Origin of the sequence: Thauera linaloolentis 47Lol = DSM 12138 (genome assembly GCF_000310205.1) — a bacterium.
Taxonomy (GTDB): domain Bacteria; phylum Pseudomonadota; class Gammaproteobacteria; order Burkholderiales; family Rhodocyclaceae; genus Thauera; species Thauera linaloolentis.
Genome location: NZ_AMXE01000088.1, coordinates 1 through 14,157, shown reverse-complemented (window position 1 = coordinate 14,157; position 14,157 = coordinate 1). Strand labels below are relative to the sequence as shown.

The 14,157-nt window shown below is 67.3% G+C and carries 12 protein-coding genes; 1 reads left to right on the top strand and 11 read right to left on the bottom strand.

The features are described from left to right. The 5 genes from C666_RS16295 to C666_RS16275 form a co-directional block, all read right to left on the bottom strand. Window positions 1–512 (bottom strand): acetylating acetaldehyde dehydrogenase (locus C666_RS16295; RefSeq protein WP_004343605.1); only part of this gene is annotated, 512 nt, incomplete at its 3' end. A gap of 35 nt (window positions 513–547) precedes the next feature. Then, on the bottom strand, window positions 548–1,342 hold the full coding sequence (locus C666_RS16290) for an SDR family NAD(P)-dependent oxidoreductase (RefSeq protein ID WP_004343604.1): 795 nt from the start codon (window positions 1,340–1,342) through the stop codon (window positions 548–550). Window positions 1,343–1,436: 94 nt separating this feature from the next. Next, window positions 1,437–2,219 carry a 2-oxopent-4-enoate hydratase gene (gene dmpE, locus C666_RS16285; RefSeq protein ID WP_004343602.1) on the bottom strand — a complete coding sequence of 261 codons (783 nt, stop codon included), beginning with the start codon at window positions 2,217–2,219 and terminating at the stop codon, window positions 1,437–1,439. Window positions 2,220–2,230: 11 nt separating this feature from the next. After that, window positions 2,231–3,685: a 2-hydroxymuconic semialdehyde dehydrogenase gene (locus tag C666_RS16280; RefSeq protein WP_004343599.1), complete on the bottom strand. Its 1,455-nt coding sequence runs from the start codon at window positions 3,683–3,685 to the stop codon at window positions 2,231–2,233. A 12-nt stretch (window positions 3,686–3,697) separates the two neighbouring features. Next, window positions 3,698–4,135, bottom strand: a complete 438-nt coding sequence (locus C666_RS16275) for a GlcG/HbpS family heme-binding protein (RefSeq protein ID WP_004343598.1) — start codon at window positions 4,133–4,135, stop codon at window positions 3,698–3,700. 163 nt (window positions 4,136–4,298) lie between these two features. Here C666_RS16275 and C666_RS16270 point away from each other — a divergent pair, with 163 nt between their 5' ends. Further along, complete coding sequence (locus tag C666_RS16270; RefSeq protein ID WP_004343597.1) at window positions 4,299–5,051, top strand: FCD domain-containing protein; 753 nt, start codon at window positions 4,299–4,301, stop codon at window positions 5,049–5,051. Between the two features lie 13 nt (window positions 5,052–5,064). Here C666_RS16270 and C666_RS16265 read toward each other — a convergent pair whose 3' ends face one another. From C666_RS16265 to C666_RS16240, 6 genes are all read right to left on the bottom strand, one after another. Continuing rightward, window positions 5,065–5,994, bottom strand: coding sequence for a catechol 2,3-dioxygenase (locus C666_RS16265; protein WP_004343595.1), 930 nt, complete (start codon window positions 5,992–5,994; stop codon window positions 5,065–5,067). 82 nt (window positions 5,995–6,076) lie between these two features. Beyond that, window positions 6,077–7,378 (bottom strand): DUF1329 domain-containing protein, encoded by a 1,302-nt coding sequence (locus tag C666_RS16260; protein WP_004343594.1) that lies wholly within the window; start codon window positions 7,376–7,378, stop codon window positions 6,077–6,079. Between the two features lie 17 nt (window positions 7,379–7,395). Continuing rightward, window positions 7,396–9,399, bottom strand: coding sequence for a DUF1302 family protein (locus C666_RS16255; protein ID WP_038001009.1), 2,004 nt, complete (start codon window positions 9,397–9,399; stop codon window positions 7,396–7,398). A 98-nt stretch (window positions 9,400–9,497) separates the two neighbouring features. Then, entirely contained in the window at window positions 9,498–11,885 is a 2,388-nt protein-coding gene (locus C666_RS16250) for an efflux RND transporter permease subunit (RefSeq protein WP_004343592.1), read from the bottom strand. A gap of 13 nt (window positions 11,886–11,898) precedes the next feature. Continuing rightward, window positions 11,899–12,864, bottom strand: a complete 966-nt coding sequence (locus C666_RS16245; RefSeq protein ID WP_004343590.1) for a WD40/YVTN/BNR-like repeat-containing protein — start codon at window positions 12,862–12,864, stop codon at window positions 11,899–11,901. A gap of 170 nt (window positions 12,865–13,034) precedes the next feature. Next, complete coding sequence (locus C666_RS16240) at window positions 13,035–14,090, bottom strand: NADH:ubiquinone reductase (Na(+)-transporting) subunit F (RefSeq protein ID WP_004343588.1); 1,056 nt, start codon at window positions 14,088–14,090, stop codon at window positions 13,035–13,037. Between the last annotated feature and the right edge of the window lie 67 nt (window positions 14,091–14,157).

Here is a 14,157-nt window from a genome sequence, read left to right as displayed (position 1 = left end):
TCGATGTTCTTGCGTGTGCCCGGGCCGGCGGACTTGCTCGACACGGTGGCGACGATCTCGCCGTAGGCGACCGGTTGTACGCGCGACACGGCCGCGACCATCGGGATCGTGGCCTGGCCGCCGCAGGTGACCATGTTGACGTTCATTTCGCCGCGGCCCACGTGTTCGACGAGATTGACCGGCGGCACGCAGAAGGGGCCGATGGCCGCGGGCGTGAGGTCGATCATCAGCACGCCGAGTGCGTTGAGCTTGCGGCTGTTCTCGGCATGGACGTAGGCGCTGGTGGCGTCGAAGGCGATCTGCACGCCGTCGGCCCGCACGTGCGCCAGCAGGCCGTCGACGCCGTCCGACGTGGTCTTGAGGCCCAGTTCGCGCGCGCGCGCCAGGCCTTCGGAGGCGGCGTCGATGCCCACCATCCATACCGGTTCCAGCACCGCGCTGCGCTTGAGTTTGTACAGCAGATCGGTGCCGATGTTGCCAGGGCCGATCAGCGCGCATTTGATCTTGTTCATGGGTCGGTTCCTCATCGAGGTTTGATTTCGGTCGGTCAGCCGATGCTGCGCACCACGCCGCCGTCGACGCGCAGCGCGGCGCCGTTGGTGGCCGACGACAGCGGGCTGCAGACATAGGCCACCAGGTTGGCCACTTCGGCCGGTTCGATGAAACGGCGCAGCAGCGAACTCGGACGGTCGCGGTTGAAGAATTCGCGCTCGACGGTTTCCACCGCCACGCCCTGCTCCGCCGCCAGCTTGCCGAAGAATTCGATGACGCCTTCGGTGCGGGTCGGGCCGGGCAGCACGGCATTGACCGTCACGCCGGTGCCGCTGCAGGTTTCGGCGATGCCGCGCGACACGGACAGCTGGGCGGATTTGCTCATGCCGTAATGCACCATGTCACCCGGCGGATTCAGCCCGGATTCGCTCGAGATGAACACGATCCGGCCCCAGCCGCGCGCCTTCATGCGCGGCAGGAAATGGCGCGCGAGGCGCACGCCGCTCATCACGTTGGCATCGAAGAAGCGCAGCCAGTCGGCATCGCCGATGTCCTCGAAGGGACATGGCTCGAAAATGCCGAAGTTGTTGACGACGATGTCGGCTTCGCCGCACGCGGCGATCAGGGCCGCCACGCCGGCGGCGCTCGCCACGTCGGCGGCGACGCCATGGACGCGGGCCTGCGGCAGTTCCGCGCGCAGGCGGGCGCATGCCGCCTCGACACGGCCGGCGTCGCGGCCATTGACGACCACTTCGGCGCCTTCGGCCGCCAGCCGGCGGGCAATGGCATGGCCGATGCCGGCGGTCGAGCCGGTCACCAGCGCGCGCTTGCCGGATAGTTCGAGATCCATCGGAAGTTCTCCTGAAAAATGGAAAAACGGGCGCCGCGGCGGGACGAGAGGGAGACAGGACGGGACATGTCCCGCCGCGCGCCGGAAAACGCCATCAGGTGAAACGCACCGAGCAGCCGCCGATGCCGCCAATGCTGACGCGCAGGTTGTCGCCGGCCGTCACCGGCACCATGATCGCGAGCGAGCCCGACAGCACGACTTCGCCGGCCTTCAGCGCGATGCCGAGCGCGCCGAGCGTGTTCGCCAGCCAGGCCACCGCATTCGCCGGCGCGCCCAGCGCCGCGGCGCCCGCGCCGGTGGCGACGATCTCGCCGTTCTTCTCCAGCACCATGCCGCAGGTGTTCAGATCGACCCGGCGCGGGTCCACCAGGCTGTCGCCGAGCACGAACACGCCGCAGGAGGCGTTGTCGGCGACGGTGTCCTGGATCTTGATCTTCCAATCGCGGATGCGCGAATCGACGATCTCGAAGCAGGTCATCACGCCTTCGGTCGCCGCCAGCACGTCAGCCGCGGTCACGCCCGGCCCCTGGAGATCCTTCTTCAGCACGAAGGCGATCTCGCCTTCGGCCTTGGGCTGGATCAGCGTGCTGGCGGGGATGGCCTCGCCTTCGTTGTAGAGCATGGCGTCGGTGAGCATGCCGAAGTCGGGCTGGAACACGCCGAGCATGTTCATCACCGCCTTGCTGGTGACGCCGATCTTCTTGCCGACGATGCGCTCGCCGGCTTCGAGGCGGCGCGCGATCATGCGCTGCTGCACGCGATAGGCGTCCTCGATGGTGATGCCGGGATGGCGCTCGGTGAGCGGCGCCAGCACCTCGCGCTTGACCAGCGCCTGGTGGAGTTCGTCGCCGAGCTGATCGATGGTGTTCTGGTCCATGCCTGGTGTCCTCACAGCTTGATGCAGATGTTCTTGAGTTCGGTGTAGAACTCGAGCGAATGCACCCCGCCTTCGCGGCCGATGCCCGACTGCTTGGCGCCGCCGAAGGGGGTGCGCAGGTCACGCAGAAACCAGGAGTTCACCCACACCAGGCCGGCTTCGATCCGGCCGGCGACGCGATGGGCGCGCGCCAGGTCGCGGGTCCATACCGAGCAGGCGAGGCCGTAGTCGGTATCGTTGGCGCGGCGGATCACCTCGTCCTCGGCGTCGAAAGGCTGGATCAGCGTGCACGGGCCGAAGATTTCCTCGCGCGCGATCGGCGAGTCGTCGCCCAGCCCGGTCCAGATCGTGGGCTGCACCCAGGCGCCGCCGGCGAGCTCGCCGGGCATCTGCGGCACGCCGCCGCCGGTGACGACGGTGGCGCCCAGCGCCTTCGCCTTGTCGTAGTACGACAGCACCTTGCGCCTGTGCTCCTGCGAGATCAGCGGGCCGAGGCCGGTGGCGGGGTCCTCGGGGCGGCCGAGGCGGAGCCCTTCGGCGCCCTTCTTCAGCGCTTCGACGAAGCGCTCGAAGATCGGGCGCTCGACATAGACGCGCTCGGTGCCCAGGCAGACCTGGCCGCAGTTGGCGAACACCGAGCGCATCGTGCCTTCGATGGCGGCATCGAAGTCGCAGTCGGCGAACACGATCGCCGGGTTCTTGCCGCCCATCTCCAGCGACACCGGCCGCGCGCCGTCCGCCGCGGCCTTCATGATCGCCGCGCCGGTGCGCGTCTCGCCGGTGAAGGTGATCGCATCGACCCCGGGGTGCGTGGTGACGAACTCGCCCGCCGAGCCCGGGCCGAAGCCATGCACCACGTTGTACACGCCCTTGGGCATGCCGACCTCATTCATGACCTCGCCCAGCAGCGCCGCGGTCTGCGGGGTTTCCTCGGAAGGCTTGACCACCACGGCGTTGCCGCAGGCCAGCGCGGGGCCGACCTTCCAGGTCATCAGCAGCAGCGGCAGGTTCCACGGGCAGATCACGCCGACCACGCCCACCGGGCGGCGCACGGCATAGTTCAGCGCGCCGCGGCCGTCGGGCGTCGCCATCTCGAAGAACTCGGTCGGCACGCTCTTGATGACGTCCGCGAAGATGTTGAAGTTGGCCGCGCCGCGCGGAATGTCGATGTGGCTGGCGAGGCTGCGCGGCTTGCCGGTGTCGGCGCATTCGGCCGCCAGGAAATCATCGAAGCGCCGGTTGATGCCGTCGGCCACCGCGTTGAGCAGGTCGACGCGCGCGGCCACGGTCATGCCGCCCCACGGCCCCGACAGCGCGGCACGCGCCGCGGCGACGGCGGCATCGACCTCGGCCTTGCCCGCTTCGTGCACCCTGGCGATCAGCGTGCCGTCCAGCGGCGAGAACTTGTCGAAGGCCTTGGCCGTGGCGACGAACTCGCCATTGATGAAGTTGTGGATCTGTTTCATGGGTTGCGTCCCTCACGCTTCGCTATCGTCGGCACCGATCGCGCGCAGGCCCGCCCGCGCACAGATGCCATCCTGTTCTTCCGAGGCACCGGACACGCCGATGCCGCCAAGCAATACGCCCCCGCTGCGGATCGGCAGCCCGCCGCCGAAGACGATCAGCCGGGGCTGAGCGGAGAAGCCGCGCTTCATGCCCTCGTTGTCGCCGCACGCCTTCATCCAGTCGCCGGTCGGGAAGCCGAAGCCGCCGGCCGTATAGGCCTTGTCGATGGCGATGGAGATCGACTGCGGGAAGGCGCCGGGCATGCGCAGGAAGGCGACCAGGCTGCCCGCGGCATCGGCGACGGCGACGTTGATGCGCACCCCGAGCCGGGCCGCCTCCCGCACCGCGGCCTCGACGGCGGCGTGGGCGGCCTCCCAGCTGATCGTGTGCTGCGTGACGGCAAGCTCCATTGTTCCGACTCCTGTTGCGCACCCCGCAGGGTGCATGACCTGCATGAAATTAGATCATCATTTTCTCGATGTCAATATATTTTCTCGAGATTTTAATGATCTGCCGTAATGCCTGCCGTCAGCTAGAATGCGTATCAGCCAGCCCTTCGGATCCCGCGCCACCATGAGCGAAACCGCCCTGCCCCAAGCCACCCCGACCCAGGTCGCCCTCACCCACGGCGCGGACTTCCACGAAGAACCCAAGACCCTGGTCGAGGGTGCCTACCAGCGCCTGCGCCGCGACATCATCGAGGGCGTGCATGCGCCGGGCGAAAAGCTGCGCGTCGAGCATCTCAAGGAGCGCTACGACGTCGGCGCCGGCACGCTGCGCGAGGCCCTGCTGCTGCTGGTGACCGATGCGCTGGTCGTCGCCCAGGGGCAGCGCGGCTTTCGCGTCGCGCCGATCTCCATCGCCGACTTCGAGGACATCACGCGCACGCGCGTGCTGCTCGAGACCGAAGCGCTGCGCCAGTCGATCGCCTGTGGCGGCGAGGACTGGGAAGCCGGCGTCGTCGCCGCCTTCCACCGCCTCTCGCGCGCCGAGCAGCGCCTCGCCGACCATGACGTCGGCACCACCCAGGAATGGGAGATCCGCAACCGCGCCTTCCATGAAGCCCTCATTGCCGCCTCCGGCTCGCGCTGGATCCGTCACTTCCAGCACATCCTCTACCAGCAGTCCGAGCGCTACCGCCGCATCAGCCTGTTCCGCCAGCCCATCGCCCGCGACATCCACGCCGAGCACCAGGCCTTGTTCGAGGCGACGATGGCGCGCGACGCGACACGCGCCACCTCGATCCTGACCGAGCACATCCTGCGCACGCTGGATGCCGTCAAGCGCATGCCGGCCGATTTCTTCACCAACCGCAGCATGCGCTGACGCCGGCCGGCGCCTAGGACACGACCGACAGGAAGCGCTCGTTGAGCTTGCGGTCGTGGTAGAAGATGCCGGTGCCGACCTCGTCCCAGGTCCATTTCACCGCCTGGTAGTCCGGGTAGGTGTCGTAGCCGCCGCAGAAGGTCTCGAAGCGGTTGCCCGAGGGGTCGAAGGCGTAGATCGTCGTCCCGCGCGTGACGCCGTGGCGGGTGGGGCCGATGTCGATGGAGACGCGGTTCATCGACATGATGTCGGCCGCGCGCAGCACCTTCTCCCAACTGTCGAGCTTGAACGAGATGTGGTGCAGCTTGCCCGGCTCCGGATGGCGGACGAAGGCGATGTCGTGCGCCTTGGTCGAGCACGACAGCCAGATGCCGAGGTTCGTGCTGCCGTCCTCCATCACCACGTGCTCGACGAGATAGAAGCCCAGCACCTTCTCGAAGATTTCCTGCACTTTCTCGATGTCCGGGCCGTACAGCAGGCAGTGGTCCATGCGCGTGGGCGCGATGCCGCGCTCGGCGTCCGGCACCCAGGGCGCCGGGTTGACGTAGGCCTGGCCGTTGCCGATGTCGCTCTTCTCGGCATAGAGCTCGATCAGATGGCCGGAGGGGACTTCGAAGCGGACGCGTTCGCCGGTGGCGAGCATCTCGCCGGCCGGAATGCGCTCGGTGCGGACGCCGAACGCATTGAGGTCGGCATCGAGCCTGTCGAGCGTGGCCGTGTCCGCCACCTTGAAGGCGAAGAAATCGATGCCCGCCGAATCGGCCTGGCGGATCATCACGCTGTTGTGCTCGCGTTCGTCCCAGGTCTTGAAATAGACCCGGCCCTGGTCGTCGCGCCCGGTTTCGACCAGGCCGAGGACGTTCCTGTAGAAATTGATGCCTTCCTCGAGATCGAGGACGCGAAGCGAGATATGCCCCGGTCGCAGCACGCCTGTCATAGCCATCTTGTCACTCCTCCTGAATGTGCCCGGGCGGGAATGCGCCCGCCGGGCCTGTTTTGCGAATCTGGGTTGGCCGGCGGGGCGCTCAGTCGCCGCCGCGCATGTACTGCGCCTGGAACATCCGCGGCGGGTTCTGCTTCGGATCGACCTGGCCCTTGAAGTGGCCGGTGGTGCAGTGCTTGCCCTGCACGTCGATCATCGAGAACGCGTCGTCGATGCCGATGCCCGAACCCTTGTTGATGGGCAGGTGGTGGTCGGCGTGCGACTTGCCGACCATGAACACCTTCCACAGCTCGCCCTTGCGATCGTAGATCTCGTTGGCGCCGTTCAGGTTGCCGAGCTGCGCATCCATGTAGAACACCCGCTTGCTGACAGGGTGGGCGCCATTGACCGGCTCGGCTTCGAGCACATAGACCTTGCGCAACTGCCAGGTGCCCTGGTGGAAGCACTCGCCCTGCCCGCCGAAGCCGACGTACTTGAAGCCGTCCGCATCCTTGAACTCGTCGCTGAGCGCGAGCTCGTTGTGGTTCCACATCGGCAGGATCACGTTCTTCGTGCCCTTGTAGGTCCACTTCATGTCGGAGATGCGACCGTTGTAGCCCTCGAAGTCCTCGATCATCAGGTCCGAACCGAGGAAGGCGTCGGTGGTCTGGCCGGTCGCCAGCCGCCGTACGCGGCGCTGGAAGCCGAGGTACAGGTAGGCGTCGTCGATCTTCTGGTCGTCGTCGTAGCGCTGGATCAGCAGCTGCGTGTTCTTCAGGTCCTGCGGCGCGTCGACCTTGACGTAGATGCCGCGGAACAGGTTCGACGGGTTGGGCGTCACCTCGGGCACCGGATCATCCTTGACGCGGTGCTTGAAGTTGAGGAAGTGGAAGCTGAACTGGATCGTGCGTTCCAACTGGCCGGTCGCCATGTTGCGGTACTTCCAGTAGAAGGGCGTGATGTTGGCGCCGTCGCCCCAGTTGACGCCGTACTTGTAGTTCCAGGCCAGCTTCTCGCCGGCGCGCGGATCCTGGATGTCCGGCTCCTCGACGAACGGCCGGCCGCCTTCGAAGCCTTCCAGGTCGCCGTTGTTGGTGCCGAGCTTCGCCTTGCCCAGGTTCCGCCGCGTGGCTTCGACGTAGGCGCCGGAGAGTTCGAACTGCGTGGTCGGGCCGACCTTGATCTCGAACAGGCCGTCCTTGAGCAGCCGGTAGACGCCGCCCGGCACGACTTCCTTGAACTGGTCGACGTTGGCCTGGTTGATCACGGTGCCCGCGCTCAGCCCGGGATGGCTCGGAAAGCCGCTCTGGTAGGGGTCGAAGCTGGCCTTCAGCTCGGCCTCGGTTGCCGCCTGGGCGGCCAGGGACAGGCCGAGCAGGGCGGCGGCGATGGTGGTTTTGTTCATGGGGATGTCTCCTCGGGTCAGAACTGGTACTTCAGCTTGAAATACACCTCGTCCTCGTACATCGCCGAGCCGATCGGGCCGGCGCGGAAGCGGCCGAGCGGCTCGAAGCCGGCCAGGCCGCGCGAATACGGCGTCATCGGATCGGGGTCGCCGTCGGGCGCGGTGAAGGGCATCCAGGGATTGCAGGCGCGGCAGTCGTCGAAGCGGCGCGCGCCGGTGCCAACCTTGAAGTTGCCGCCGAAGCTGAGCTTCAGGTTGTCGGTGACGCTCCACTCCACCGCCGGCGCGAGGGTGGTGGCCCTGGCCTTGAAGTCGCGTGCGATGATCAGCTCGGGGCTGAGGCGGTCGTTCATCATGAAAGACTTGACCAGCAGCGTGCCGATGACGTTGTCCTTCCAGTCGGGCATGCCCACCGCGCCGAGGTAGTTCTGGCCAGCCTTCGCGCCAGTCGAGTAGTACTCGTGGTCGAAGATGTGCTGCCAGAACAACTGCGCCGAGATCAGCGTGGTGCGGTGCGGGTTGAGGAAGGGAATGAAGGTCGGACGGTCGACGCCGATCACGCTGCGCCACACGCGGTTCTTGGAATACAGCCCGGGCCGCGCGGTGTTGGCGAACTCTTCGCCCCAGCTCATCGCCCCCTCGAAGCGGAAGGCCGCGCCCAGCGCCTCGGACTGGAAGTCGAGCGAGCCGCCCAGCAGCTTGACGCGCGGGAAATGCATGTCGAACGAGATCAGGTAGGGGTTGTTCTCGCTGTATTCGCCGGTGAAGCCGTTGGTGGTGCGCTTGGCGCCGCGCAGCGAAGGCAGTTGCGAGCGGTAGTACAGGGCGTTGAGCGAGAACGCCAGGCCGCCCTGGGTGATGCCCTCGAACTTGGCACCGATCTGGGTGTTGCCCAGGCTCCAGTCGGGCAGGTGAACGTCGCGCAGACCGATCTGGCCGGGGCCGAAGTTGGTCGCGAGCAGGGTGCCCGGCGCCACGTTGGCGAAGTTGGCGACCGTGCCGCCGTTGTCCCACAGGTTGGCCATGCCGCGGAAGAAGCAGCCGGCGTCCAGGATGGCGTTGGGCGAGCCGCACTGCCCCAGGTTGTTCGGGCGGAACTTGTCGAAGTTCCACACGATCTGGAAGTTGTGGTCCTGCATCAACTCCGACGGCCCCATGCGCCATTCGGCCTGCGCGATCCACATCGGGATGCGGATGTCCTGGAGTTCGTCGTAGATGTTGTTGCGCGAATAGTCGACCGGATTGATGACGTCGAGCACGCGGAACAGATCGGTGCGCCCCCACACCACCTGCTGCTTGCCGATCTTGAGGAACAGATCGGAGCCGCTGTCGAGCGCGAAGTTCTTGCGCACGTAGGCTTCGCGGATGAAGTCCAGGCGGTCGTTGAACTCCGGCGCCTCGAGCTCGGACAGTTTCTTGTCGCCATAGCCGCCGAAGTCGCGGCAGCCGCGCCCGTCCTTGTCGCAGGGCCGCACCGGCACGCCGAAGGCCACGCCGCCGGCGGTGTCGTGCAGGCGGTCGCCCAGCACGCGCAGGCCCTCATTGGGGCTGTTGGCGTAGCCCGCGCCGCTGACGAACGCGTTGCCGGTCAGGCCGAGGTCATTGACCGACTCCTTGTTGATCGGCCCGGCGCCGTGCGGCGTCTCGATGTAGCCGCCCGGCGTGGTCGATTGCAGCATGATCGGCCCGCCCGCGGATTCGCCGTACTGGCCCTTGTTCATACGGTAGACGCCATCCCAGGTGCCGCGCAGGATGCCGCGGAAGGCCCAGTCGTCGCCGAGTTCTTTCTGCGCCTCCACCTGCAGCGTGTTGCGGAACTTGGACAGGCCGACCCGCTCGCCGGTATGGTCCTTGCCGCGGAAGGCGGTATGGTTGTCGTAATAGACATCCACCTCCCAGGGCGTCGTCGAACTCCCGAGCTCGGGCAGTTGCTGCGCCGCGGCGGGCACGGCCAGCGCGCAGCCCGCCGCGCAAGCGGCGAACCTCAGCGCCGGCAGGCGGCGCACTCGTGTCTTCCTCATCTCATGTCTCCTGGCTTCTTGTCGTTTTCCGGGCACTCCCCCCGGTCCTCTGTCAGGCGCGGCCGGGACGGCGGCCGCGCCTTGAACCCTTGCCGGCCTCACACCTCGAGCACGCCGTCCTCGTCGTAATGCGCTGCGGTCACGAACTTCGGCTTGAACACCACGCACCAGCTCGGCACGATCAGCACCGCCGCGATGGCATTGACGACGAGCATGTAGACCAGCAGCAGGGCGGCATCGGACTGGAACTTCAGGTCGGACATGAAGATCCACAGCACCACCCCGGCGATCAGCGTGGCGGCGGTGAAGGACACCGCCGAGCCGGTGGTGGCGACGGCCTTGACCACTGCCTGCTTCATGTCGCCGAGCACGGCGTATTCCTCGCGGATGCGGTCCATGAAATACACCGCGTAGTCGATGCCGACGCCAACGCCGACGGCGATCACCGGCACGGTGTTGACGCTGATGCCGATGCCGATCGCGCCCATGTAGGCGTAGGTCATCAGCGTGGCGAACAGCATCGGCAGCACCATCAGCCAGCCCGCGTGGAGCGAGCTGTAATAGACCGACACGATCAGGAAGGCGAAGAGCATCACCGCCGGGATGATGATCAGGTGGTCGGTGTGCAGCGCCTGGTTGGCCGCGGCGGTGACGCCGATGATCCCGCCGCCGAGCTCGATGTACAGCCCGGGCACTTCGGCCTCGATGCGGCGGGCGCCCTCCTCGGCCAGCGCGACGACGCGGTCGATGGTGTCGGCCTGGTGGTCCTTGTAGTAGAAGACGATGTTGGCCTCGTCCTCCCGCGCGTTGACGAACTCCTTCAGCGCGCCGGGGATCGGGCTGGAGGCCATGTAGGCGAACATCAGGCCGCCGATCTCGTCGGCGCTGTCGGGCAGCTGCATCCAGCGCGGATCGTCGTTGTGAGTCAGCTTGTTCACCACCCGCAGCACGCCTGGCAGCGCCTTGGTGCCGCCCAGCGCGGGGTCGGACATCATGTGCGCCTGGAAGCGCTCGATGGCCGCCATGACCTCCGGGCGCTTGATGCCGCCCGGCTCGTCGGTGCGTGCGAGCACGTGCAGTTCTTCCGAGCCCGGAAAGCGCTCGTTGATCGCCGTGGTGGACACGTTGTAGTCGTGATGGCGATGCAGCAGCGGCGAGCCCGGCTCGGTGTCGCCCATCTTGATCTGGCCGAGCAGATACAGGCCGCCGAGCGCGCCGATCAGCGTCAGCGCCAGGATGGAGCGGGCGCCGCCGTCGGTGCCGCCGGTCTTGGCCATCGCGCCGCCCAGGATCGCCGGCATGAAGGCATTGGTGTTGTCGGTCCTGCGCGGCGCGGGCAGCACCGACAGCGCCAGCGGAACCATGAAATGCACGGTGAAGATCACCGAGATGCCCCAGAAGCCGGCGGCGATCCCGAGCTTGTGGTTGAACGGCGCCGCGCCGAGCACCAGCACCGCCAGCCCCACGGCGTCGACGATGATCGCCAGCGAGCCGGGGCGGAACAGGGCGTCGAGCGCGTTGCGCGCCGCCTGCTGCCCGTTCTTCACGATCGCCAGTTCCTCGTAGTAGCGCGCCACCAGCTGCACGCCGTGCGAGGTGGCGCGCGCCGCGATCAGGAAGGGAATCGGCAGCGACAGCGGCTCGAGGTTGATGCCCATCAGCGCCATGAAGCCCAGGCCCCAGATCGTCGACAGCGCGATGCCCAGCATCGGCAGCGCGATGCCGTACAGGCGGCGGAAGTACACGATCAGCAGCAGCGCGAGCAGCAACAGCGTGAACACCATGATCTCGATGATCTGCCCGAGATAGGTGTACACCCAGCCGGTCAGCACCGGATTGCCGGTGACGTGGATGCGGTGGCCGGGCGTGGCCAGGTCCTCGCGCACCTGCTGCAGCGCCGCGAAGGTGGCCGGATAGTCGATGCCGCCCTCGTTGAGCTGGGCCTTGACCAGCGCCGCCTTCAGGTCGGGCGAGACGAGCAGGCCGTACATCGTCGGGTTGGCGATGACGTCCTTCTTCAGCTGTTCGAGCTCGGCCACGGTACGGTCGGGCTTCTGCGGATCGTAGTAGGACTCGGAGGCGAAGCCGCCCTGCTCGTCGAGGAAAATCTTGCGCGCGGTCCGGTGCGTGAGGCTCGAGACCAGGTTGTGGTTGACGCCCGGCAGGCTGTCCACGCCCTGGGTGGCCTCGTGGATCAGGCGCAGCGTGCGGTCGTTGAAGATCGTGCCCTGCTCGACCTCGACCGCCATCACGACCATGTTGGCGCCGCCGAAGTTTTCCTTCAGGCGGTTGTAGGTCTGGATGTAGGAGTGATTCTGCGGCAGCAGGTCGGAAAAGTCGGTGAACACCCTCAGCCTGGGCAGGGCCAGGCTGAACAGCAGGGTACCGAGCAGGATCAGCGCAAGGACGATCTTCGGGTTGGCGAAGATCCATGCCTCGGCGATGTGCAGCCGGTGGGTGATGGAGTGGCGCAGTTTGCTGACCAAGGTCGTGCCCTCCTCAGTTGGCCCGGGTGCCGATCACGCGCACCAGGCCCCCCGGGCTGCCGGCGGCGAGCGCGGACTGCCCGGGCAGCGAGGCGCCGGCGCCGAAGGCGACGGGCAAGGGGTCCGGATACGGGACGGGACGCCAGGCGCCGCCTTCGAGCCGGGCCACCACGCCGCCGGCGCCGACGCCATGCGGCACGCCCTCGTGCAGGAACAGGCGGTACAACGGCGCCTGCGCGTCGTTGGCCTGCCGCTCCCAGCTCCGCCCGCCATCGGCGGTGTGCAGGATCTGGCCGGCGATGCCGCTGACCCAGCCCTCTTCACGCGACAGGAACAGCGCCGCGTACGGGTAGAAGTCGTTCGGAATCGGTTCGAGGCGGGTCCAGCTCGCACCGCCGTCGGTGCTGGCGGCGACGAGGCCGAACTCGCCGACCGCGATCGCGTATGCCTCATCGACGAACTGCAGCGCGGTGATCTGGGCGTCCTCGCCGAGATCGAGGTGGGTCCAGGTCCTGCCGCGGTCGGCCGAGTGCGCGATGCCGGCATGCGTGCCGGCAACCCACCAGCCCCCCTTGGGATCGCAGGCGATGGACAGCGGCACCTGCGGCTCGTCGAATGCCGCGGGCGCAAGGGCCTCGCCGTCTGCGCCGACCGGCCAGACGCGACGGTAGAAATCCAGCGCGATGAAGCTGCCGTCGGGGCATTGCGCCGAGTCGATCAGCGACGCGCCGGCCGCCGCCGTGCGCCGCCAGCTCTGACCGGCATCGGACGACACCAGAAGCGCCCCGGCCTGGGTGCCGGCGATGACGACGCGCTGATTGGCATTCAGGGTCTGGACGGCGTGGTAGCGCTGCAGCGGACGCTCCGCCTGGGCGCGCACCGCGGCCAGATCCGGCTGGGCCTGGCAGGCGGCCAGCAGCAACGCGCAGGCAGCCGCCGACAGCCCCGGGCGCAGACGCCCGTCGGCAATGTGATTCATTGTCTCCTCCTGTCCGGGGCCGCGGCACGGCCCCGGGGCCGGCCCTTTCGGCCGGCGGGTCTTGTTCTTTGAGCTGATCGAGAAAAGCGCTATGCAGGACGCCCCGCACTGATCGTCATGATTTCATAAAAATATCGATATTTCACTGAAATTTATTTTATAGCGCCCGATCAGATCTTCCGGAACAGCGGACTGCGGACCTGCTGGACGTCCGCCGCGGAGAAGAACTTCTCCATGTAGATGTCGCGCTCGAACAGGCGCCCCTGCATCAGCGCCGTGATGCAGGCGTCGATCATCAGCGGCGGCCCGCACAGGTAGGCCTTGTGGCCGCGGAAGTCGCCACCGAAGTGCGCCGCGGCGGCTTCATGGACGAAGCCGTGGAACCCCGCCCAGCCGGAGTCGGCCGGCTCGTCCGACAGCGCCGGCACGTAGCTGAAGTTGGGGTGGCGCGCGGCGAGCGCGAGGAAGTCGTCGTGGTAGTACAGTTCGCCGCGGCTGCGTTGGCCGTACACCAGCGTCATCGGCCGCGTGTCGCCGGCCGCGAGCAGGTCGAGGATCATCGAGCGCGGGCTCGACAACCCCGAGCCGCCGGCCATGAACAGCAGCGCCCCGGGCACCGACTTGCGCACGAAGAAGCGCCCATAGGGGCCGGACAGGCGCACGCGCTCGCCGACCCGGAGCTGCTCGTGGACCCAGGTCGTGCCGCGGCCGCCCGGCACGATGCGGATGTTGAGTTCCACCTCGCGCCCCCCCGCAGGCGGGTTCGCGAGCGAGAACGCCCGGCTGTATTCGCCGCCTTCAAGAAAGAAATTGACGTACTGCCCGGCCTGGAAATGCAGCGGCAGGTCGGTCTCGATGAAGACGGCCTTGATCGTCGGCGTCAGCGCTTCGATCCGCGTCACGGTGCCGGGAAAATCCCGCACCGGGATGGATTCCGCGTCCGGCTCCTCCTCGATCTCGGCTTCGATCGTCACGTCCGACTCCAGCCGCGCACAGCAGGCCAGCGCCTTGCCTTCCTCGCGCTCGAAATCCATCAGCGCGAAGCTCGACGCCTCGCCGTGGTCGATCTCACCCTCGATCACCTGCACCTTGCAGGTCGCGCACAGGCCATGGCAGCAGGCATGGGGCAGCCAGATCCCGGCGCGCAGGGCCGCGTCCAGGATGCTCTGCCCTTCTTCGACCTCGAGGGTCTGGCCGATCGGTTCAATCGTTAGTTCATAACTCATGGTGCGTTTCCGTTGAATCCGTTCGTCACCGGGCGGGAGAGGCGGGGCTCGAGCGGCCCCGCCTCTC

Excerpts from the sequence above, each read along its gene's own strand:
- C666_RS16290 (WP_004343604.1), bottom strand. The coding sequence starts at position 1,342 with ATGGATCTCGAACTATCCGGCAAGCGCGCGCTGGTGACCGGCTCGACC.
- dmpE (WP_004343602.1), bottom strand. The coding sequence starts at position 2,219 with ATGGACCAGAACACCATCGATCAGCTCGGCGACGAACTCCACCAGGCG.
- C666_RS16280 (WP_004343599.1), bottom strand. The coding sequence starts at position 3,685 with ATGAAACAGATCCACAACTTCATCAATGGCGAGTTCGTCGCCACGGCC.
- C666_RS16275 (WP_004343598.1), bottom strand. The coding sequence starts at position 4,135 with ATGGAGCTTGCCGTCACGCAGCACACGATCAGCTGGGAGGCCGCCCAC.
- C666_RS16270 (WP_004343597.1), top strand. The coding sequence starts at position 4,299 with ATGAGCGAAACCGCCCTGCCCCAAGCCACCCCGACCCAGGTCGCCCTC.
- C666_RS16265 (WP_004343595.1), bottom strand. The coding sequence starts at position 5,994 with ATGGCTATGACAGGCGTGCTGCGACCGGGGCATATCTCGCTTCGCGTC.
- C666_RS16260 (WP_004343594.1), bottom strand. The coding sequence starts at position 7,378 with ATGAACAAAACCACCATCGCCGCCGCCCTGCTCGGCCTGTCCCTGGCC.
- C666_RS16255 (WP_038001009.1), bottom strand. The coding sequence starts at position 9,399 with ATGAGGAAGACACGAGTGCGCCGCCTGCCGGCGCTGAGGTTCGCCGCT.
- C666_RS16245 (WP_004343590.1), bottom strand. The coding sequence starts at position 12,864 with ATGAATCACATTGCCGACGGGCGTCTGCGCCCGGGGCTGTCGGCGGCT.
- C666_RS16240 (WP_004343588.1), bottom strand. The coding sequence starts at position 14,090 with ATGAGTTATGAACTAACGATTGAACCGATCGGCCAGACCCTCGAGGTC.